This window comes from Desulfomarina sp., from assembly GCF_054039375.1.
Window position 1 is genome coordinate 1 of sequence record NZ_JBPLBA010000133.1, and the last position, 21,779, is coordinate 21,779.

Consider the following 21,779-nt stretch of genomic DNA (forward strand, 5'->3'; position numbering starts at 1 on the left):
CAGGGCGATCAACCGGAGCCACCCGCGACAGCCTCTCCTGAAAATCAAGAAAAACTTCGGACTGACCAAGCGCTTCTTTTTCCGACAAAATTCCCACGTTCCTCTCCGCTGCAATAAACGTCTTAACGTAATTACTCACAGGTACCGCAGCTTTTCACGGTCTCTTTTGTCCGCATAGTAAGCTATAGCGAACAAAAGAGCCTGCAAAAATCTGCGGTACCTGTGAGCAATTACAGTTCAGAGGTAATAAAATCACATAATTGCTACCCCTGTGAGTAGTTACGTTTAATGGTATTTACTCGCAATCCGAGCCGGATGAGTAATTACAACGCGGTGGTCGCAGAAATACAGTGACAGGTCCGCTAAAAAAAATGGCTGGAACAAAAAACTCAGCCGTAACAGAGTAACGAAAACCTCAAATGTGGCAGAACTGTCTATCAAGGCGGGGTTTTCAGATAAACCGGCATGGCCGGACCCGATGGCCCAGCCACAAAAAAACCAAAGAAAATCCCAATTGCGGCGGTACAACCCTCAGTTGCGGGTTTTCAGATAAAAAAAGAGCATACGGGGCTGGTGGATAATCCAGTCATAACTTAATGGAAGGACCTTTCCCTGATGCTGAACATCTGGAGAAATCATGTTTAACAAAGTAGAAGCGGAACTCGGTGGTAAAACAATATCCATCGAAACAGGCAAGATTGCCAAACAGGCGTCCGGGGCTGTGGTTGTTCGATCCGGAGAGACTGTTGTTCTCGTAACAGTTGTCGGGGCAAAAGAGAATAAACCGGATGCAGGTTTCATGCCTCTGACAATTGAGTATCAGGAAAAACTCGCATCAGTTGGGCGGATACCCGGTAATTATTTTCGCAGAGAAATTGGACGGCCCAGTGACAATGAAGTCCTGACCTGCAGGATCATTGATCGCCCTTTGCGGCCACTTTTCCCAAAAGGATATTCGGCTGAAACTCAGGTTATTGCGACTGTTCTTTCAGCAGACCAGGAGCACCTTGCCGATGTGCTTGCGCTTACCGGAGCCTCCTGTGCCCTGACCGTATCAGATGTACCCTTTGATGGTCCGGTGGCCGGTGGCCGGATAGGACTGGTAGACGGAGAGTATATCTTGAATCCGACTGTCTCCGAACTGAAAAAATCCTCCATGGATATTGTTGTTGCCTGTACCCGCGAGGCCATTGTCATGGTCGAGGGTAAGGCCGACGAACTGAGTGAAGATGAGGTCCTTGCTGCTATTTTTTATGGTTTTGATGAGCTGCAGCCACTTATTGATCTGCAGGAGGAATTGCGGAAAGCTGTCGGTAAGCCAAAACGCGAGGTTGAAGCAGTTGTTGTTGATGAAGAATTGATGGCAAAGGTTCGTGAAATTGCAGCCCCCGGGATGGAAAAGGTCTTTAATACGGCTGATAAAATGGAGCGGGGCCAGGTGTATGACGATTTGAAGAGCATGGTGCTTGCAGAACTGGATAGTGACGGTGAAAATGGTCATGGGATATCCGAGATGCTCTCTGCCTATAAAAAAGAATATATGCGCGACAAGATCGTCAATGGTGAAATCCGTATAGGTGGTCGGAAATTTAATGAGATCAGGGATATTGCCTGTGAGGCGGAATATCTTCCCCGCGCCCATGGATCGGCTCTCTTCACCCGCGGTGAAACTCAGGCACTGGTGACAGCAACTCTCGGCAGTGAGCGGGACAAGCAGCGGGTTGAAACACTTCATGGTGAAGAAACCAGGAGGTTCATGCTGCATTACAATTTTCCACCTTTCTGTGTGGGGGAAGCACGGTTCCTCCGTGGCCCTTCACGGAGGGATATCGGTCATGGAACACTTGCAACCCGTGGCCTTGAAGCAGTACTGCCTGCGGAAGAGGATTTTCCATACTCCATCCGTGTGGTTTCAGAAATTCTTGAATCCAACGGATCATCGTCCATGGCCACAGTCTGTGGAGGAAGTATGGCAATGATGGATGCCGGGGTGCCGATTAAACGACCGGTTTCCGGCATTGCCATGGGATTGATCAAAGAGGGTGAGAAAATTGCCATTCTCTCTGATATTCTTGGTGACGAAGATCATCTGGGCGATATGGATTTCAAAGTTGTCGGTACATGTGACGGAGTTACAGCCCTGCAGATGGATATCAAAATTGACGGTGTCAACAGGGAAATCATGTCAAAAGCCCTTGAGCAGGCGAAAGAGGGCCGGATTCATATCCTTTCAGAGATGGAAAAGGGAATTGCCAAGGCAAGGGACGAGGTTGTCGATCATGCGCCGAAGTATATTGTTCATAAAATCAGTCAGGATAAGATCCGGGATATAATTGGTCCCGGTGGTAAAATTATCAAAGAATTGTCCAGTGAATTTGATGCCAAAATAGAGGTGGATGATTCAGGCCTTGTGAAAATGTTTGCCTTGAACGGTGCCCTGGCTGATGCCCTGGTTGAAAAGGTGAAAGCCATTACAGCGGAAGCAGAAATTGGTGGAGTTTACAAAGGAACTGTTAAAACCATTAAGGATTTTGGTGCCTTTGTCGAGATTCTCCCCGGAACGGATGGACTTGTACATATTTCTGAACTGGCCCATAAGCGTGTGAACAAGGTGAGTGACGTAGTGAGTGAAGGTGATGTCATTGAAGTGAAAGTCCTTGACGTTGACAATCGGGGCAGAATACGGTTGAGCCGTAAGGCTCTGCTCGAAAAAAATGCGGATTAACATGTAAACGCATTTTCTGACGTACAGGATTCAGTTTGGAGCCGATTCTCTTCCGGAGGGTCGGCTTTTTTTGATAACTGATTGTCTTTGAATCTCAGCCGGGATAGAGATGGGCCTGTTTTATCAGGCTGGAAGGGGGTAAAAAATTACTGGATCAGTTATAACAATGGAAAGTGTAAAAATAAAATTGAAATGGTTTCTGCCATCGGAGGAGCAGGATATCCAACTGCCCCGTTATGAAACCTCCGGTTCTGCTGGAATGGATGTGGAAGCGGCAGTCAGAAAACCAATGTTTATTTCTCCCGGAGATATTGCTCTTGTGCCCACCGGTTTTGGTGTGGAGCTCCCGCCTGGATTTGAGTTACAGGTCCGTCCAAGAAGCGGTCTGGCTGTGAAACATGGCATTACACTGATCAACAGTCCCGGAACAATTGATTCTGATTACAGGGGAGAGATAAAAATAGCTCTGGTCAATCACGGACGCGAGAATTTTATCATCAGGAGAGGAGATAGAATTGCTCAGCTTGTTGTAGCGCCCGTAATTCGAGTTGATTTTAAAATAGTGGTGGAACTGGATGCGACCAAAAGAGGGGCCGGCGGGTTTGGTCATACAGGTCTGTGATTCGCTTTTCTGTTCTTGGCAGTGGCAGCAGGGGAAATGCCGTGTATGTGGAAAGCGGAACCACTGCAGTTCTGGTTGATGGTGGTTTTTCCGGAAAAGAACTTGCAAAACGGTTGAAACTTATAGGCCGCACCCTGGATTCTCTTGATGGGATCTGTGTAACCCATGAACATAATGATCATATCCTTGGGGTCGGCGTTATTTCAAGAAGATGCCGTATTCCTGTACTGGCAAATGCCGGAACTTTCAAGGGTGGAGAAAAAAAAATGGGCAAACTGTTCGAGCGGATAGAGTTTGAAACGGGGGATGGTTTCTCTATTCACGATCTCTTTATACGCTCGTTCAGGATTTCCCATGATACTGCCGATCCGGTCGGTTTTGTCATCAGTGACGGTAAGGTGAACCTTGGTTACTGCACTGATACCGGAAAGGTGACTTTCCTGATGGAGAAAAGGCTTGCGAAATGCAATGGTCTTGTTCTTGAATTCAACCACAATCCGGAGATGTTGAAAAACGGACCATATCCCCTGGTTCTGCAGCAGAGAGTCCGTTCATCCCAGGGACATCTGTCTAATGAGGAAGGGGCAGAATTTTTGAAGAATACATTGCACGGCCATCTGCAGACAATTGTCCTGGCCCATCTGAGTGAAACCAATAACAGACCGGAACTGGCCATGCACGCTGCAAAAAAGAGTATTTCGGATGACCATGATCCGGAACTGGTTGTTGCTTCCCAGAATGTCCCAACTCCCCTGCTCTCCCTGTGAGTAGTTACCCGTGTCAGGCCTTTGGCAGGACGATTCGTTTTTCTTTTTTTCTCTTCGGATTCGGTCTATAAAGAATAAGGGTCTTGCCGATGAGCTGTACCAGGGAACTGTCCGTTTCCAGCGGTATGGTCTGAGCTGTTTCCTTTTTTTCCAGGCCACTGTTATTGCTGATTTTTACCTTGATCAGTTCATGATGGACCAGGGCTGTTCGTATTGATTCAATAAGACCGTCACTGAGGCCGTCTTTTCCTATCTGGACTGAAGGCGAAATCGGATGGGCCAGTTTTTTCAGGAATTTTTTTTGTTTAATGGTCAGCTCTGGGACTTGTTTTTCGGTATTTTTCGGCATGTCAATTATATATGGTTATCAGTGGACCAGATTTCTGAAAATTTCAACACCGCCTACCCAGGTTCCTATGGCGGATCCCAGCCCGGTGAGCAGAAAGACTAGAAATACACGCAGGAGCTTGTTTTTCCACCAGCCGGTGAAGGTGGCAATGTCCTCTCCCGCGGACTCAAATTCCCTGACCCTGGGTGGCGAAGTCATAACCTGGATAAACGCCGTTACATAGCCGGCTCCGATAACAGGAGTCAGACTGGTCAGAGGAGCACTTAAAAAGGCTCCGATTATTGTAAATGGGTGGGCAAGTGCCAGTACAGCCCCTCCGGCTGCGGGAATACCATTCGCCAGTATCCAGTATACCATGTTTTCTCCAGCGACAGCACCGCCTTTCTGAATACCGATCACCACAATGGAACCCAGGATCAGAAGAGGGATTGACCAGCCGAAAAACTTATACCCCTTTGAAACAGGAGGAATCGTGGATATTTCGGCAATTTTATCCCTGTTGTCAACGGGGAGTGTTTTCTTGATCCCCTCCACATGGCCCGCTCCCACGACAGCGACAATCCGTTTTCCATGGGAGGCCTTTATTTTTTCGGCAAGAAAGAGATCCCTTTCGTCTATGAGAACACGTTTCATGGTTGGCATGGATTCACCCATCTCTTCCATGAGCTCAGTGAGGACATCTTTCTGTTTGAGTTCCGAGAGTTTTTCCTCGGTGATCTCTGTTCTGTCAAAAACACTGACCAGGAGAGAGCTGAGCAGGTAAGCTTTTTTAAAAAAGGAGGTGGATTTCCAGGCCCGGCGCAGGGTTATTCGTACGTCCCTGTCACAGAGAGAGATGGGAATCTGAAAGCTGTTTGCAGTTTGTGCCGCCGCAAGCAGTTCCGCCCCTGGTGTCACACCAAGACTGGTGCCAAGCCTTTTCTGATAGGATGCCATCAACAGGCTGACCAGCAAAGTGGCAAGCTGTCTGTTTTTAATAATTTCCTTCAAATCCAGTGACTGCCACTTCTTTTTCTGTGTCAGGGCCTGGTATCGTTTGTCATCAAGTTCGAGGCAGACACAGTCAGGCTGTTCCTGTTCAATAACTTTTTTGACTAGCTGAACTGATTCAGGAGAAATATGGGCTGTTCCAATAAGTATTATGGTCTGGTCGTTATGGTGAATAATATGAACATCGTCATTATACTCACCGGCCGGAAATGAAGAATCTGTCATTTTGTGTTTTTCTGGAGGCTGTTACCGATAGAAACCTAACTTAAACCTTCTTCAGTTTCAGTTTGCTTCCGGGATGGATTAGGTTGGATTTCAGGTTGTTCCATTTTTTCAGTTCAGTTGTGGAAATTTTGAATTTTCTGGAAATTGTCCAGAGAGAATCTCCGGACCTGACCTGGTAGTATCTGAAGGGATCGGAATCTTCGATATAGAGCTTTTTCCTGTCAGCTGTTAGAAAAATTATTTTGTTTTGACCACCAGTTTTCCTCATGTTCTTTTTTCCTGAATGGCTTGAAGCCAGCCTGGAACCGGTTTTATTGATATAAAGTGCGAGCTGCTGTCCGGCCCTGATTCTGTGGACACTTTTCAGTCCGTTCCATTCAACAATCATTTCCGGTGGCACGCCATATTTAAATGCTATTTTTGATACTGTTTCTCCAGGCTTTATCCGATGGAGAATAAGGCTGTCCTTATAGGCGGCCAGTGCATTTTTTGAGCCTTTCGGCAGGAGCTGATAGGTGATGGTTGAATAGGGGATCCTCAGGTTCCGGCCAACAATAAGTTTGCGTGTACGCAGGTTGTTGACTTTCAGGATAGTGGTTTTATTGACGCCATATTTTCTACAGATTTTTGATAAAGTTTCACCTTTTCTGATTTTATGGGTTTTAAACCCTGTACTTACGATGGAATGGAGCCTGGGAAGGTTTTTTTCCGCTATTTTTCTGGTGAACGGGGGAATATGAACCGTGTAGGAAGCCCGGTTCAAAGGCGTTCTGCTCTGCCGTAACTCCTGGTTGAGGGATTTGATGGCTTTTATACTGCTGTTGCTGATCATGGCAATAGCATCCAGTTTCATTCCGGGGCCCACTTTGATCGTGTCGTACTGGAGAGGTTTCTGATAGGAGATATTGGTAAACCCGTATTTTGCCGGTTCCTTGGCGATGAGAATCGCGGCAATGAGCTTAGGGACATATCGTTTGGTTTCCAGCCTGAGAAATCTGTGGTCAGCCAGTTCCCAGAAATTTGCTGCCTTGTATTTTTTAAGGCCACTTCTGATTTTTCCAGGTCCGCCGTTGTAGGCCGCAACAGCCAGATGCCAGTCACCAAATTCCCGGTAAAGATCCAGAAGGTAGTTGGCCGCGGCCTTTGTCGATTTTTCGGCATCCCGTCGTTCATCAACATACCGATCTATCCTGAGATGGTACTGTCTGCCTGTGCCACGCATAAACTGCCAGAGACCTACGGCGTGGGACCTGGAGTAGGCCCGTTGATAAAAACCGCTTTCTATCATTGAAAGATAGATAAGATCCAGGGGAAGGCCGGCTTCCCTGAAGGTTTTTTCCATTAAGGGTTTATATTTCGTTGAACGGGCAAGCCATCTGGCAAACTGTTTTCGTTGTTTATTCTGGAAGAGCTCAAGATACATATTGACCTGTTTATTGAGCACAACGGGAAAATCGTAGCTAATGTTTTCAGCCGGAGCCTCGGTTACAGGAGAAATGTTCTGGTCCCATCCTCCTGTTTCTTTCAAGGCAACAAGTTCCTGATCGAGGCACATTTCCGGTTCAGTCTCTACCAGTTGCAGATCAGGGTCGTTGACCGGCCCGGTTTCCACTGTATCGGCAGGTTCAGGATGGGGCAGGTTGCTGACGAGTTTTTTGTCTGTGCATCCGGAGAAAAAAGAAATGATCAGCAGGATAAAAGTTATTTTTATTAAAGTGTTATATATATATTGCATAAAAAGGTAAATAATAGCTGAAAGAATTCGGTAAGGATTGGAATGGTAGAATTGTCAATAAATGCCTGTTGAGATATCTTATATAACCTTGTACATTCAAAGTAATTGGTCACAGGGATAGCAACTCTATGATTTTATTACCTCTGAACTGTAATTGTCACCTATTTAAAACCGAACCATTGGGGAAAAGCAAGAAATATAAGTATCACGAGTGCGGCCTGAAGCCGTGAATGTCCATTGGTAAATCCGTTCCGGGCAAGTCAAGAGTATACCTTGATATCTGAAAAAGCCTGAAAGCGCACAGATAGACATGTAACGGATCCAGAATTCCATGTGTTTCCCGATCGATATAATCATATCATGCTTAAAAAAATTTTTCTGTTTTTTTCAACTCTTGCAATAATTACTGCCATATTTGTTGCGGGTGGGCTGTATTACCTCGTTGTTGTGGAGCCCGGTGACGAAATCAGAATAGAAAATATTCGTCGAATCCTTGGTAAGGAAAGCCATGTCTTTTACAGCGATGGCAAAACCAGGTTGGGTGTTTTCTTTGATAAGGCGCATCGTCAGTATGTCACCTACAGTCAGATTCCCGACGATTTTGTCAATGCGCTGGTGGCGTCGGAGGATGATCGTTTTTTTTCCCATTTTGGCTTTGATATTATCGGTATCGGCCGAGCAATGATGAAGAATATTGCCGCCGGCAGAATTGTCCAGGGAGGGAGTACACTGACGCAACAGACAGCCAAGAATCTCTTCAAGAGGACAGATCGTTCCCTGGAAGCCAAACTGAAAGAGCTTCTGTTCGCCTTGAGACTGGAATACAGATATTCAAAGGAACAGATTTTTGAGTTTTACGCCAACCAGTTTTATGTCAGTGGAAACGGTCACGGTCTTGGAGTTGCGGCGAGGTATTATTTTGATAAAAAACCCTCGGAATTATCCCTGGTGGAAAGTGCATTTATTGCCGGGAGTGTTAAACGCCCCAACTATTATAATCCTTTCATTAAAAAATCGAAAAAAGCGGCTGATCTGGCCAGGCAACGGGCAAAAATCCGTCTCAGGTATGTTCTGGGGAAGATGCGGACTCTTGGGATGATAGATAATTATACTTATAACCAGGCAGTTTCCTCAAAAATTTCGTTTAAACAGGGGAAGGTGGGTTTTTCTTTGGATTATGCCATGGAAATGGTCAAGGATGCGGTTTCGTCAACAGAAGTTCTCAACAGTCTTGCAGTGCATGGTGTCACCAATGTCGCTACATCTGGAGTGAGGGTTATTACTACAGTTGACAGGGATCTGCAGGAAAAAACCCTGGCGGTTCTCAGGGGTGAATTGTCCCGTCTGGATATTCGGTTGCGTGGTTATACCAGGGAAGAGGTGCAGCGGGAACTGGAAGAATTAAATTATAAGGGGGACAGCAGGCTGGTTGAGGATGCTTTTTTATTCGGAAAAATAAAAACAATCGATGGGAAAGGAAAAGATGTCAGGCTCAATGTGGAGTTTGACAGGAAAATCGGTACGGGAATCATCGATTATGACGGGCTGAAAAAGGCGGTTACAGCTCTCGCCAAATACAAAAAAAATCGATGGAGTGAATCTGATAAAAAAGATTTTGACACCATGCTGACTGAACTGAAGGCAGGTGACCGGGTCTGGGTGAGTGTTCGCAGTCTGTTGAAAAATAAAACTGCATTGTTGAATCTAGAAAAATATCCCAGGGTACAGGGTGGGGCAATAGTTCTGAAAAACGGCAGGATAAAGGGGATGGCGGGTGGTACGGAAAATCGTTTTTATAATCGTGCCGTTTATGCGAAGAGAACCATGGGATCGGCCTTTAAACCTTTTGTTTTTACAGCTGCACTGCAGTTGGGCTGGAACAGTTCGGACCTGTTGAAAAACAGTCGGGATGTGTTTGTCTACCATGATCGGCCTTATTTCCCCCGACCTGATCACAGCAGTCCTTTTGGCGAAGTGTCCATGAGCTGGGCCGGTGTTCATTCCGAAAATGTTGCCTCTGTCTGGCTTCTTTCCCACCTCTGTGATCATCTGAATCCAACGCAGTTCCATGAAGTTGCCCGCCGACTTGATCTTGCCCCCCGCGTGGTCGACGGGGAGGAAGAACCATACAGAACGTACAGGGATCGAATCAGGGATCATTATGGCCTGGTTGTTGATAAAGATGTTCTGCTTGGCGCAGCATTCAGAGAGGCTGTTATTAATCTTGAGACCGATTTTATTTTTGACGGTATGCTTGCCGAATACAACATAGTCAAAGGATTGCATTTTGGGCTGCATTTTGAAAAATATTTTGAGGATCTTGAACAGGAACTGGTAAAGAAAGAGCAGACCCTGCACGATTATGAGAAAAAGGAAATTGCTCTTCGTCAGAGACTATTACAAAATTCGTATCTGCTTCTTGCAGCAGTGAGAGAGGAGATGCGAAGTTATATGGAAACTCTTGATTCTGGAAGCGATGATGGAGATTATGATCCTTTTGCGGAACAGGCGAGTGCTTTTTTCCTCAATAACCTGACAGGAGAAGTGTCTTTCAGCAGGATGGAAAATGCGAGTGACCAGGACCGGCCGATAAGCAGAGGAAAACTGCTTTCCTATCTTGCAAGGTTGGATAATGCAGGCAGGCATGAATTCCTGGACAAGGTGAAGTTGAACGGCATACTCAATGTGGGCGCTTTCGATACTCTTCAGGAGCAGGTGAAGAGGGAATACGGGAAATTAAAGAAAGGGCTCCCCTACAGTTTTGCCACACTCTCGAAGGTGAAAGATTTTCGAATCATGGTTGGCCTTCATTACCTGGTACAGATGGGTAAAGAGCTTGGAATTAAAAGTAAACTAGAACCGGTACTCTCTTTTCCACTGGGGTCCAATGTTGTTACTTTACTCGAGACTACCAGAATGTACGAGGCTCTGGTTACTGGAATGGTAACGAATTTCGGGGATGAAAATGATGAGGAGAGCAGTGAATCTCTGGCTATTCTTGACCGGATAGAATCTGAAGACGGAAAAATTCTTTACCGTCCAGCCAGGCATGAAAAAACAGTAATTGATACAAAAACAAGATTATCAATAGGGCATATTCTGGAGAATATAGTAAAATTCGGTACAGGGAAAAGGGCGGACAAAACTGTTCGGCTTTCTGTGAAGGGAAATGAGGGCGAAGGGGTCGCTCTTGATCTTGCCATTCCTCTGCTGGGCAAAACCGGTACTGCAAACCGATATACCAATGCGTCATTTTTTGGATACCTTCCGGGATTGTCAATGGAAGGAGAGGAATTGACCATTGATGGTGGCTACGCGGTGGGGGTTTACGTGGGTTTTGATGACAATAAGCCCATGCGTAGAAAGAGCAGCAGGATCACGGGATCAGCCGGAGCACTGCCGGCCTGGTGTAAGATAGTCAACCGCCTGTTGCTGGATGAAAAATATGGATCAAGGCTTGACCCGGTAGATCTGTCGTTTTATGGTCTCGTACTTAAACGGGACCGGCTGGGACAGATGAATCTGGCCGTTGACCCTGATCGGGGTGGTAAACTTGTTGAGCCGGTGACGGAGGTTGATGACCTGCTTAGATATCAGCCTGCAATTATGACTTTCGGCAGGAAAAATGATGTTGGCCAGTTTGAACCCGGACGTTACTATAAACCTTTCTGGGATACAGAAGAAGGAAGATAACGGGTGGTTTGAAGTGATCCCGTTTAATTAATGATGTCCTGGATCTCGATGATTTTGTGAGTTCTTTTACAGGGAAAATAAATGATATGAAAAAACTGATATATGGCTTTCTTTTTATTGGTTGGGTTGTCTCTCTGACAGGTTGTGCTCTGCCGGAGAAATCAAAGGTATCCACCCCTGTGGTGCAATCGCCGTCAATGCAGAAAATTCCACCCGTTCAGCCGAACATGAGACCTCCGGCGGAACAGGTGGTCAGTCAACCTCGTTACCTGGATATTGACAGTGATCCCGAAGTAGTCATGGAAAAGGATATTGAAGAAGTTCTGCCTTCAATGGTTTCTTTAAATGACAGAATTTTTGAATATGGCCGCAAACTGAATCGCTGGAAAGAACTGGACAGTCAGTCTGTGGACCTTGACCTGAGTGATGAAGAGGCAAGCCAGATGGTTCGCTGCTTTCGCAGGCTGCAGAATATACTGAACGGGTATGGTGAACTCAGGGAGAAAATGTTGCGGGCCAGAAATATGGAATCTGCCGAAAAGATAAATAAAAACGAAGTGTTTGATTTGCAGCAGAAAGACATAGCCTTTCTGGAAAGCACGTGCGGTCGTCTGCTTGCCACTTCTGAAGAAAAAAGTATAGGCTGGAGCAGGAGGGAGGAAAAGGCGGATCTTGCCCAGCTGGAAACATTGATCGACAGGTATGCAGAAAACAAGGAGTATGAGGAGATAATACAGGTCTGGTTGAAAATACCTGAACAGCAGATTGGTCGCGTTCATCTCCGCACAAAAATTCTCTATGGCAACGCCCTGATGTATCTTCATCAGGAGGAGAAAGCCGCTGAAATATATAGAATGGTGGTTGATCAGATGTCCAGTTCAAAGGAACAGCCATCTGATCTGGTATCATTGAGAAAGGTTCTCGCCGATCTCTATACGGCTTCTGGAAATTACAGGGAAGCTGAGATACAGTATAAAAAAATATCTGAAGATTACCAGACTCTCGGTCATCTTGAAGAGTGGTCGAAACTGCAGTTGTCTATTCTCGATAAGTCCATGGAAGACAGCCCTGAGTTGACTGAATATTCATCACTTTTGCGTAACTACCTAGGCTTTGACCCGGAAAAAGATGGTTATAAGATTGTCTGGCAGGCTGAAAAGTTTCTGGCGAATTATCCCTATTCCCCGGTTTCATCCAATGTTGATGCCATTAAAGCCCGGGTACTGCAGGGAGCAGATGACTGGTTCAATGGTTTTTTCGAAACTGTTGACAAGTTGAGCAGTGAGAAAAAATTTGAAGAGGCGATGGAACTGCTGGAGACTATTCCGGCCGATATTATTGGCACTGAAAAACAGATAAAAATCAAAGAGAAAAACCAGGAACTGCTCCTGGCGGCTGCTGTTGAAAAAGAAACGGAGAAGATGGCCCAGATTCAGGAGCTGCAACATCAATGGAACAATGGGATGCTGCTGGTGAAAAACGGCAGGTACGATGAGGCTCTGGCTGTCTTTACCAATCTGCTTGATACAGAATATTCAAAGAAAGCGGAAAAGAAAATTGAGGAAGTATCTCTGCAGGCGGCAAAAGCCGACAGGAGAAAGGCTGCGGATCTGTTTATCAGGTTCACTAAAACCAGTGATATTGAAAGTAAGAAAAAGCTGCTCATTGAATCCAGGAAACTTCTGAAAAATATCCTGGTAAAATATCCGGAGGTTGAGATCGGTGCCAAGGTCATCGGTAATATCAAGCGGGTGGAACAGGAGATGATGGCCATTGATCCAAATCTCATAACCCTTGCCGACAGGGAAGAAAATATGGTTGACGAGGATGGGATTGACACTGTTTTTTCTTCACCTGGAATTCCGGCGGTGAGCGGCAATGAACAGATACGTGAACAGAATATTGAAACGAAGCAGCCTTGAGCAATTACCTCTGGCCCAGCGAATTTGCAAATTCTGAAGATCAGGTTGAAATCTCTATTCTTTTAACCTGATCTTCAGAAATCCGTTGGTGACGGTAATGGAGTCTACCCCATCGGCAAAGGCCTGCCAGAAGCCGTCATCGCCCCCAAATTCACTGACCAGGTCAATATTTTTCAAACCGCCCAGCCAGGCGTTGGGCATGGGCACTCCCATCAGGCTGACACCTTTGAGTTTTACAATCGGTCGACCATTTTTATAGGCCAGTTCCGCTCCGGCACTCACCCGCAGGGTTTTTCCACCCATTATGGGGAAATCGGGGTCGAGGGGAATCAACAGTTTCAGGGAAATCATATTGTCAGCCAGGTCGATAGCCAGTTTTTGCGCGAGATCGGTATTTTTGGCCATCAGCGCATTGATTTCACGTTCTGTAAAATTGATTTCTCTTGAACCCGGTTCCTCGCTGTACTGTTCCGGCACCAGGTTTCCGTTTTTATCATAGTCCGTCTTTTTTTCTGGAGCCGCTTCCAGTCCCTCAAACCGTTTGATTTTTACTTCAAGTTGCTGTTCCTCTTTCGGGGAAAGAACAACGGGTTTGAAAGGGGAAGGGAAGAGAAAAATTTTGATAGCCAGAGCTGTTGCAAAAATGGCAACGCACATGGAGATCAGGATCATGATAAGCACCTGTTTCCAGGAAAAACCACTGCGCCCGGATTGGGGTGGCAGGGACGGAGGTGCGGTAATCTGGTTGCTGGTCATCTGGCAGCCTTGTGTCGAGTGGATTTTGATAATGGGTTTGGATTCGTGAGCATTCGATGATGGTGCGGCCTGATTATCCTGAATCCGTCAGAATCCCCGACATTATACCATATTCCACCATGTCTGCAATTTATTGACTTTATATTGTGACTGTGACGATTATTGCCTGAAGGTGACAGTGTAGGAAAATTTTTCAGGATCAAGCCAGTCATGAGCCTGTCCGCCGGTTTCTGCATATGGATAGCCAAATGTATTTAATGGTGCTCCTTTTTGCGGGGGATTGAGGATCAGGTCTCGGCCCCGGCTGAGTTCTACTCTGTATGGATCCCATCCTCCCCAGAAATATTCACGGAGTTCGGTTGTTCTTGCATCACCGGGTTTGAGTTTCTCCTTGAGCATGAGTTTCAGAACGTCGGCAGGATCCACCGGAACCCAGCCATATCCCGGCAGGTAAAATTCCGCCCAGCAGTGCTGCCATTTGCTCACATCAACAACCGGTTCTTTTCCCAGCCTGATGCCGAATAGTTCCCTGGCGGGAATGCCGGCAGCACGGGCAAGAGCCACAAAAACGGAATGGATATCAGTGCATTTTCCCTTGCGGCTGGCCAGCAGAGAGCAGACATCTCCCGTTCCACAACCTTTGGTTTCCGGGTCCCGGTACATGTTTACACATATCCAGTCATATATTGCTCTGGCTTTTTCCAGGAGGGTGGTTTTCCCGTCTGTGATGGAATCTGCCAGTTCCTTTACCATACCGTCAATGGGACCCGATTTTGTCGGGGTGAGAAAAAGGGCATAATCAGAAGGACTCCAGGGAGCTTCCTTTGTCGGGAAATCTTTCTTTATGATTTCCCTGCGAACAACATGAAAACTGAATGTCAGTTTTCGACTTTTGGTGTTTTTATCCCAGCGTGCATAGAGTATCGGTGTAGAATATTTTTGGTCGGTATATACAGCTGACTGGGAATAATCTCCTGAAATAACGATATCAGAGATCAGTTGATTGCTGTCGGATATGGGGTAAGGAATCCATAGTTGAGTTTCTTTTCCTGTCATATCGGAAGAAGAAAGGTCAAATTTCATGATGATGCTACCCGCTGCCTGTTTTGCAGCGGTAGCAGTTTGTGGCGGGATGAGAAATGCAAAAAAAAGGACAAAGAGGGAATACTGCTTCATTTTTTTCTCCAAAATACAGTTTTGATAAATCACTATCTTCTAAATAACAAAAGTAATTTTTAAATTTGACCCGCAACGTCCAGGTGGAACGCTGATTACCTATGAAATTCAGCCGGATTGGGAATGTGCCTGTGACCAATTACGTTGCTACCTCTGTGAGGAGTTACCATTGATCCCTTAACTGTAATTCAGTTTTTTATTGCGGTAAAATTCATTATTCCTCTGGATTGCCGTCTATTCATAGGATTGAGTTATGGCTACTTTGAAAAAGGTGATTATTAACACGTTTCCATGCTTTTCACGCTTTTTTGTCCATATAGAAGGCGCTTTAGGGGATAAGAGAGTCTATAGTAATCTGTGACACCTGTGAGGAGTTGCCAGGATTAAGTAAGGTCCTGATTTTCAGGATATCCTTACGGTGGGATGGACTTACATTTGAAGGATGGATCTGAGAATCTTGTAGGTAAACCCCCACAGGAAATAATCCCCGAGAGGAAAAACGGGAAACATGGTGCCGGGTATCATTTCGATTTCCCGGTGACGTGTCTGGTCCAGAAAATCTTTTGCCTTGAGCCAGCAGGATTTTTGCACTTCATGGGGATCCAGAGTCAGGGTGGGTTGTTCGGGTAACTCAAAGAGAAATGGCTGGACGACGATCTCAAAGTTGAGGTTTTTGCCGACAGTCGTTACCGGCAGAATGGTTTGCAGTGTATTTTGGGAGAGTATTATTCCCACTTCTTCCCTGGTTTCCCGTATGCAGGTTTCAAATAGATCCCGGTCTGTATCTTCTCTTCGGCCTCCGGGAAAGGAAAAATGTCCGGACCAGGGGTCGTCCGGGTGGATGGCTCTTCGGATGACAAGAAAACTATTCTCAGGTTTGAGGCTTTTTATAATGGCTACGGCAGCGGAAGGCTTTTGCATGGAGCTGGGGACTAAAAAAAAGGATTAATAAGTTTTATAACCTTTGTAAGGTACTCTTTTTTCAAGTAATTGCAAGAAATGTATCGATTAACAGTATTCTCCATATCCTGATCTTCCAGGATTGGGGTCCCTTCGATATTGACAGCAGCTTAAAGAATGAATATGAACCTTCAGACTGGAAGTTGCAGTTTTCTTCAAAAAGGAGGTTTCCATGAATTATGCCGTTACTCTATTTTCACCATATGCTTTTACTGTCGGAGAGAAGATACATATTGATTCCGGTCGAAGAAAGGGGGACTGGGAGGTGGCAGCTGTCGCTGATAATACAGTGACCCTGAGATGCCCTGTTTCAAAAAAGGAATTCACCTGGAAAAAATTCTGCTATTTTATTGATAAAAAACAGACAAACATATGGCCGGGAGAATCCTGAGACCCTCATGTGTCTGCTTTTTATCTCATTCAAACTGACGCCGGGTTACAGGCTTGTTCTCGCTTCGAACAGAGACGAGTTTCTGCATCGCCTTACTGCGCCACTGACTTATATTGATGAAGATAAGACAATTCTTGCGGGTCGTGATTTACAGGGTGGAGGAACATGGCTGGGGGTGAACAAAAGAGGAAAAATTGCCGCAATCACCAATTTTCGTAAAGGAGGTGTACTGCGAAGTGATGCACCCTCCAGGGGAGAAATTATCGATTCGTATCTCCGCAATGATGATAGCGCAGAAGAGTTTCTTGCAAAATTGCAGAAGAAAGGGAGGGAGTATAACGGATTTAATCTGATTCTGGGTGACATTGACAAACTCTTTTATTATACAAATCAAGGGCTTGAAAAAAATCCTGCAGTTTTGGAGCCAGGATTTTATGGTTTGTGTAATCATTTTCTGGATAGTCCCTGGCCAAAGCTTGTTCGAGGGAAAAAACTGCTGAAACCTGTAATGGTGGAAACAGAAAATGTAAAACCGGCGATGCTTTTTTCCCTGCTGAAAGACTCATGGCGACCGGAAGATAATTCCCTGCCGGAGACCGGAGTCGGACTTGAATGGGAAAGATTGCTGGGATCAATCTTTATTGATGGCGAGTTTTACGGGACACGATCTTCTGCCGTTATCACAATTAATGATAATGGAGAAATTGTGTTTTGTGAGAAGACGTATCACCGGAACAAAAAGAATGATGATGTTGTTTGTTTTAATGAGATGCTTGATTGTTTATAACTTGAATCGTAACTCCTCACAGGGGGACCAAGTCAATGGTTTTATTTCCTCTGAACTGTAATTGCTTACAGGTGCCGCAGATTTTGCAGGCTCTTTTGGTCGCCATAACCTGAAAAGCCGGGGTGCCTGTGAGCAATTACCCTTTTTAATTACGTAAGAAACACCAAGGATAAGTTTGTATGAAGATAACTGGTAAAACAAGTATAACCGTGTTGTTGCCGGCGGGCAGGCTGCCCCTCGATATTATGAAGGAAAGCCAGAAGCTGGCCGAGGAATACGGTTTCGGAGTCTATCTTTCAACGGCCCAGAATTTGCGGCTGATAAATGTTCCGGAGTCTGTCATTGAAACAGTGAAGAAGGAACTGGGCGGTCTGGGTGCTGAGTTCAAAGGACCTGGAAAGTTCCCTATTCCCCGGCTTTGCGTGGGAAAACCCCATTGTAATCTGGGCATTGTGGACACGGAGGCTGTTTGTGTGAGAATTCTTGAGCGCTTTGGCGACAGAAAAAAGGTGAAAGGCAAGTTGAAAATAGCGGTTGCAGGGTGCGCCATGTGCTGTTCCGCCCCAAAAATTACTGATATCGGTATATTTGCCACAAGGGACGGATACGAGGTGTATACAGGCGGCAAGGGAGGTGCATTTCCCAAGATTGGTCGTCGTATTGCCAGAAAAGCATCTGAAGAGAAGGTGCTTGAAATAATAGAAATATTGTTTGATTATCATGACCGAAAAACCGTCAAAAAGCAGCGTATGACAAAACTGCTTCAGGAAGAGGATTTTCCCTTTAAAGAGGTATGAGCGGGGTTTTGCGCCTGTGAATATTGACAGGGGGGTATCAGATGAGGCAGAGAGAATGGATTTTTCTATTCTCTCTGCCTTTAACGACTTAAGGCCTAAGGCCACCCTTAATGTTGATGTTTTTTCAGCATGAAATAGATAACCGGCACAGCCATCCTGCTGACCAGCAGTGAGGCTATTTCACCAAACATGAGAGAAAGGGCCAGTCCCTGGAAGATAGGGTCTGCCAGGATGACAGATGCCCCGATAACAACGGCCAGGGCCGTGAGCAGCATGGGGCGGAAGCGGATAGCCCCTGCATCAACCACCGCTTCGGCAAGGGGATAGCCTTCCCGCAGGCGGAGTTCAATGAAATCCACAAGAATGATGGAGTTTCTGACGACAATACCTGCCCCGGCCATAAAGCCGATCATGGAGGTAGCGGTAAAAAAGGCATTGAATCCCCAGTGGGCCGGCAGGATTCCTATTAATGAAAAGGGAATCGCAGCCATAACCACCAGAGGTGTGAAATAATTCTTGAACCAGCCAACCATCAGCATGTAAATCAGGATCATTACCACGCAGAAGGCTAGACCGAGATCACGAAAAACCTCCAGAGTTATATGCCATTCCCCGTCCCATTTCATGGCCGGTTCAGTTTCTGAAAAAGGTTGATTTAAATTGTATATTTCCACATGCTGTTCGCGGCCGCCGAAGTTACGGCCATCAAGTTCGGCGAGTTTTTTGTTCATGTCGAGAATTGCATAAACAGGGCTTTCTACAACATCAGCCACATCACCAGTCACGTAAATAACCGGTTTGAGATTTTTCCGGTAAATGGGCTGTTCCACAAGTTGTTCCGAGACATGAACCAGTTCACGCAAGGGAACCAGGGGGGCTGAAGGGTTCATGTTGGAGCGCAGAGAGATATTCAGCAGGCTTTCAACCCGGGCCCTGTATTCCGGAGGGAGTTCAAGAACAATATTTATATTTTCCTTATCCAGTGGCTGGTGGTAAAGATCCACCGCATAGCCCCTGACCCCCATGGTGATCGCCCGGGTAATCTGCTGTTCTGATATCCCGTTGAGGGCGGCCTTTTCTTTGTCGACCGTTATGACCTTTTTATACCGGGTCGCTTCCTGGAACCAGTCAATATCGACTACACCCTTCGTGGATTCGAGGATTTTCTTGACTTCTCTTGCAAGTTTAACTCTGGCTTCACTGGTTGGTCCATAAATTTCTGCAACAATTGTCTGTAGAACCGGTGGTCCCGGAGGGACTTCAGCCACAGCCGCGGCAGCTCCGTATTTTTTTGCTATGGCAGCAATGGCCGGTCGTACTCTTTTGGCAATATCATGGCTTTTCAGTGATCTTTCCGATTTAGGCCGCAGGTTGACCTGAATATCGGCAACAGTCGGTCCCTGACGCATGAAGTAGTGACGGACAAGACCATTGAAATTATAGGGTGAGGCCGTGCCGGTATAGATCTGGTAATTGATGACCGCCGGATCTTCATTTATGACTTCTGCCATTTCCATGGCAACTCTGGCCGTATGCTCAAGAGTCGATCCTTCCGGCATGTTGAGAATGACCTGAAATTCACTCTTATTGTCAAAGGGCAGCATTTTTACTTTTACCAGGCCAAAATAAACCATGGAGCAGGATGCCAGAAGAAGGGCAATTATGACCACGAAAAAAAGAAAACGCCAGGCTCCGTGGGCAAGCAGTGGCTCCATGATCATATGATAGATCCTGGTAAACCAGTCATCGGGAGTGGTTTCTTCGTTTGTGGATGTGGCCGATACTTTCTGTTTTTTCAGGATATGGGTAGCCGCCCAGGGGGTAACCGTAAAAGCTATGATCAGGGAAAAAACCATGGCGGCGGATGAGCCGATTGGAATCGGCCGCATATATGGCCCCATCAACCCTCCGACAAATGCCATGGGCAGGATTGCAGCAATAACAGCCCACGTGGCTAGAATTGTCGGATTACCTACCTCCGCTACGGCCTCGATGGCCACTTTTGTTCTGGAACGATTACTGTTTGCCGGAAGCCGGAGATGCCGGACAATATTTTCAACCACGACAATGGCATCATCCACCAGGATTCCTATGGAGAAGATCAGGGCAAACAGGGTGATCCGGTTGAGGGTATAACCGTACAGGTAGAAAACCAACAGGGTAAGGGCAAGAGTGGAAGGAATCGCCAGCATGACAATAATTGACTCGCGCCAGCCGAGAAAAAAGAGGATCAGCAGGGCCACACCAAAAACTGCTATACCCATATGCAGCAGCAGCTCGTTCGATTTCTCCGCGGCTGTTTCCCCGTAGTCCCTTGTTACAGACACCTGCATATCGGCCGGTATCAGTACTCCTTTCAGGCTCTCGACCTTTTCCTCTACATCATGGACTACTGAAACAGCGTTGGCCCCGGGTCTTTTGGCAATGGAGATGGTTACTGCGGCTTCAAGTCCCGGTTTCCCAGGTTCTCCGAAAAGCACATAGCTGGAAGGTTCTTCCGGGCCATCAATGATTGTTGCAACTTCATCGAGATAAACAGGTTTGCCGCCATAAACTCCCACAACTATCCGGCCGATTTCCTGGCTGTTTCTCAGAAAAGTACCGGTCTGTAAAAGGATTTCCTGGTCAAGGGAATGCAGGCTTCCGGAATGGATCTGGCTGTTTACCTGCTGGATATGTGGTACGATTTCATCGAGTGTCAGGTTGCGTGAGGCCAGAAGCAGAGGATCAAAACGAATGGTGAGCTGTCTTCTTGTTCCGCCGATGAGCTTGGTTTCCGCCACTTCACTGATGTTTTTTATGGAGTCATCCACCTGTGCGGCAATCCTTCTCAGGGTATAATGGTCATAATTTTTCCCGTGGAAGGTGAGGGCCATGATGGGTACATCGTCGATGGTGTGCGGTTTGATCAGAGGCGGCTGGACATTTTTGGGGATCCGATCAAAATTGGTTGCCAGCTTCTGGTTCAGTCTCACAATGGAGGTTTCAAGGCTTTCCCCCACATAAAACCTGACGACCAGCAGACTCTGTCCCTGCATGGAGGTTGAATAAATATATTCAACACCCGGCAGTTCGTAGAGGAGTTTTTCCATTGGAATGGTAAGTCGTTCTTCAACCTCTTTTGGAGATGCCCCCGGCATGGCTACCATGACATCTATCATCGGAACTTTAATCTGCGGTTCCTCTTCACGTGGGAGAAGGACAACTGCGAGATACCCGAGAAGAAGTGAAGCGACAATAAACAGCGGGGTCAGTTTGGAGTTTATGAAAGCTGATGCCAGTCGCCCTGCAAAACCGATTGTCTTGTTACTTTTTGCATCCATCGTCTATACCTTGTCTGTTAGCTTGTTTCAGCTGTGCATTTCAGAGGTTATAAAATCACCTAAATCCTGCAATTGGCAGGTTCGGAGTCTTCGCTTATCTGCCGGAGATGCAAGGTTCAATGGCGCTGACGTATAGGCATACTTCAAGCCATTGAAAACGAAGCAGGTAAGCGAGCCTGCGAGACTCCGGATTCGGTAAAAATGCCAATCCCGCAGGGCAAAGAAAATGAAAAAATTTACATTCACTCAAAAAGTGAATGGCCAAATTCGTTAAATATATCATAACACATTGAGATCAAACCATAATTATATTTTTTCATTTTCTGAAGTGCAGGATTTAGGTATGATTTTATTACCTCTGAACTGTAATTGTCACAGGTGACGCATTGAGATCTTTTTTCATACCCATTTTAACAGCCATAAGATTTCTTACCATCTTCCCTGTCTCCTGGAAGAATGAGAAGGATGGAGATTATTTTCCGGCCAGTCTTTATTTTTTCCCCGTGGTAGGCGCTATGATAGGAATTCTCGGTTTTTTTCTGGCCAGAATTCTTCTGATTG

General features: G+C 46.1%; 16 protein-coding genes. 9 read left to right on the plus strand and 7 right to left on the minus strand.

The features are described from left to right. Positions 1–637 precede the first annotated feature (637 nt). The 3 genes from pnp to ACXLDX_RS07900 all read left to right on the plus strand — a co-directional run bounded on the left by pnp (position 638) and on the right by ACXLDX_RS07900 (position 4,114). A complete protein-coding gene (pnp, locus tag ACXLDX_RS07890) occupies positions 638–2,725 on the plus strand; it encodes a polyribonucleotide nucleotidyltransferase (protein ID WP_457576644.1) in 2,088 nt (695 codons plus the stop codon). A gap of 166 nt (positions 2,726–2,891) precedes the next feature. After that, a complete protein-coding gene (gene dut / locus ACXLDX_RS07895) occupies positions 2,892–3,347 on the plus strand; it encodes a dUTP diphosphatase (RefSeq protein WP_457576645.1) in 456 nt (151 codons plus the stop codon). Continuing rightward, positions 3,344–4,114, plus strand: coding sequence for an MBL fold metallo-hydrolase (locus ACXLDX_RS07900; protein WP_457576646.1), 771 nt, complete (start codon positions 3,344–3,346; stop codon positions 4,112–4,114). Before dut ends, ACXLDX_RS07900 begins: the two co-directional genes overlap by 4 nt. Before the next feature lie 13 nt (positions 4,115–4,127). On the opposite strand, the gene yhbY is transcribed toward ACXLDX_RS07900, so the two are convergent. The 3 genes from yhbY to ACXLDX_RS07915 are packed head-to-tail and all read right to left on the minus strand — an operon-like array spanning position 4,128 to position 7,413. Beyond that, the gene (yhbY, locus tag ACXLDX_RS07905; protein ID WP_457576647.1) at positions 4,128–4,463 is read right to left on the minus strand and encodes a ribosome assembly RNA-binding protein YhbY; all 336 of its coding nucleotides are present in this window, start codon (positions 4,461–4,463) and stop codon (positions 4,128–4,130) included. An 18-nt stretch (positions 4,464–4,481) separates the two neighbouring features. Beyond that, positions 4,482–5,678: a TraB/GumN family protein gene (locus tag ACXLDX_RS07910; protein WP_457576648.1), complete on the minus strand. Its 1,197-nt coding sequence runs from the start codon at positions 5,676–5,678 to the stop codon at positions 4,482–4,484. Positions 5,679–5,718: 40 nt separating this feature from the next. After that, positions 5,719–7,413, minus strand: a complete 1,695-nt coding sequence (locus tag ACXLDX_RS07915; RefSeq protein WP_457576649.1) for a LysM peptidoglycan-binding domain-containing protein — start codon at positions 7,411–7,413, stop codon at positions 5,719–5,721. 333 nt (positions 7,414–7,746) lie between these two features. Here ACXLDX_RS07915 and ACXLDX_RS07920 point away from each other — a divergent pair, with 333 nt between their 5' ends. Together ACXLDX_RS07920 and ACXLDX_RS07925 are read left to right on the plus strand one after the other, a co-directional pair. Continuing rightward, positions 7,747–11,106 carry a transglycosylase domain-containing protein gene (locus ACXLDX_RS07920; protein ID WP_457576650.1) on the plus strand — a complete coding sequence of 1,120 codons (3,360 nt, stop codon included), beginning with the start codon at positions 7,747–7,749 and terminating at the stop codon, positions 11,104–11,106. Between the two features lie 86 nt (positions 11,107–11,192). Beyond that, positions 11,193–13,028 carry a tetratricopeptide repeat protein gene (locus ACXLDX_RS07925; RefSeq protein ID WP_457576651.1) on the plus strand — a complete coding sequence of 612 codons (1,836 nt, stop codon included), beginning with the start codon at positions 11,193–11,195 and terminating at the stop codon, positions 13,026–13,028. 54 nt (positions 13,029–13,082) lie between these two features. Here ACXLDX_RS07925 and ACXLDX_RS07930 read toward each other — a convergent pair whose 3' ends face one another. From ACXLDX_RS07930 to ACXLDX_RS07940, 3 genes are all read right to left on the minus strand, one after another. Beyond that, positions 13,083–13,784, minus strand: coding sequence for an arginine N-succinyltransferase (locus ACXLDX_RS07930; RefSeq protein WP_457576652.1), 702 nt, complete (start codon positions 13,782–13,784; stop codon positions 13,083–13,085). 159 nt (positions 13,785–13,943) lie between these two features. Beyond that, positions 13,944–14,960: a transglutaminase-like domain-containing protein gene (locus ACXLDX_RS07935; RefSeq protein ID WP_457576653.1), complete on the minus strand. Its 1,017-nt coding sequence runs from the start codon at positions 14,958–14,960 to the stop codon at positions 13,944–13,946. Between the two features lie 429 nt (positions 14,961–15,389). Next, a complete protein-coding gene (locus tag ACXLDX_RS07940) occupies positions 15,390–15,881 on the minus strand; it encodes an NUDIX hydrolase (RefSeq protein ID WP_457576654.1) in 492 nt (163 codons plus the stop codon). 211 nt (positions 15,882–16,092) lie between these two features. Between ACXLDX_RS07940 and ACXLDX_RS07945 the strand changes: the two genes are divergently transcribed. From ACXLDX_RS07945 to ACXLDX_RS07955, 3 genes are all read left to right on the plus strand, one after another. Next, complete coding sequence (locus ACXLDX_RS07945) at positions 16,093–16,311, plus strand: hypothetical protein (protein ID WP_457576655.1); 219 nt, start codon at positions 16,093–16,095, stop codon at positions 16,309–16,311. Positions 16,312–16,318: 7 nt separating this feature from the next. Next, positions 16,319–17,098: an NRDE family protein gene (locus ACXLDX_RS07950; protein ID WP_457576656.1), complete on the plus strand. Its 780-nt coding sequence runs from the start codon at positions 16,319–16,321 to the stop codon at positions 17,096–17,098. 179 nt (positions 17,099–17,277) lie between these two features. Further along, on the plus strand, positions 17,278–17,895 hold the full coding sequence (locus ACXLDX_RS07955; protein WP_457576657.1) for a ferredoxin-like domain-containing protein: 618 nt from the start codon (positions 17,278–17,280) through the stop codon (positions 17,893–17,895). Positions 17,896–18,002: 107 nt separating this feature from the next. Here ACXLDX_RS07955 and ACXLDX_RS07960 read toward each other — a convergent pair whose 3' ends face one another. Beyond that, the gene (locus tag ACXLDX_RS07960; protein ID WP_457576658.1) at positions 18,003–21,218 is read right to left on the minus strand and encodes an efflux RND transporter permease subunit; all 3,216 of its coding nucleotides are present in this window, start codon (positions 21,216–21,218) and stop codon (positions 18,003–18,005) included. A 386-nt stretch (positions 21,219–21,604) separates the two neighbouring features. Between ACXLDX_RS07960 and ACXLDX_RS07965 the strand changes: the two genes are divergently transcribed. Beyond that, positions 21,605–21,779, plus strand: a 175-nt coding sequence (locus ACXLDX_RS07965) for an adenosylcobinamide-GDP ribazoletransferase (RefSeq protein ID WP_457576659.1), incomplete at its 3' end; no start/stop codon positions are given.

Coding starts and splice junctions, on each gene's coding strand:
- ACXLDX_RS07940 (WP_457576654.1), bottom strand. CDS start 15,881: ATGCAAAAGCCTTCCGCTGCCGTAGCCATTATAAAAAGCCTCAAACCT.
- ACXLDX_RS07925 (WP_457576651.1), top strand. CDS start 11,193: ATGAAAAAACTGATATATGGCTTTCTTTTTATTGGTTGGGTTGTCTCT.
- yhbY (WP_457576647.1), bottom strand. CDS start 4,463: ATGCCGAAAAATACCGAAAAACAAGTCCCAGAGCTGACCATTAAACAA.
- ACXLDX_RS07950 (WP_457576656.1), top strand. CDS start 16,319: ATGTGTCTGCTTTTTATCTCATTCAAACTGACGCCGGGTTACAGGCTT.
- ACXLDX_RS07915 (WP_457576649.1), bottom strand. CDS start 7,413: ATGCAATATATATATAACACTTTAATAAAAATAACTTTTATCCTGCTG.
- ACXLDX_RS07935 (WP_457576653.1), bottom strand. CDS start 14,960: ATGAAGCAGTATTCCCTCTTTGTCCTTTTTTTTGCATTTCTCATCCCG.
- ACXLDX_RS07930 (WP_457576652.1), bottom strand. CDS start 13,784: ATGACCAGCAACCAGATTACCGCACCTCCGTCCCTGCCACCCCAATCC.
- ACXLDX_RS07960 (WP_457576658.1), bottom strand. CDS start 21,218: ATGGATGCAAAAAGTAACAAGACAATCGGTTTTGCAGGGCGACTGGCA.
- pnp (WP_457576644.1), top strand. CDS start 638: ATGTTTAACAAAGTAGAAGCGGAACTCGGTGGTAAAACAATATCCATC.
- ACXLDX_RS07910 (WP_457576648.1), bottom strand. CDS start 5,678: ATGACAGATTCTTCATTTCCGGCCGGTGAGTATAATGACGATGTTCAT.
- ACXLDX_RS07955 (WP_457576657.1), top strand. CDS start 17,278: ATGAAGATAACTGGTAAAACAAGTATAACCGTGTTGTTGCCGGCGGGC.
- dut (WP_457576645.1), top strand. CDS start 2,892: ATGGAAAGTGTAAAAATAAAATTGAAATGGTTTCTGCCATCGGAGGAG.
- ACXLDX_RS07945 (WP_457576655.1), top strand. CDS start 16,093: ATGAATTATGCCGTTACTCTATTTTCACCATATGCTTTTACTGTCGGA.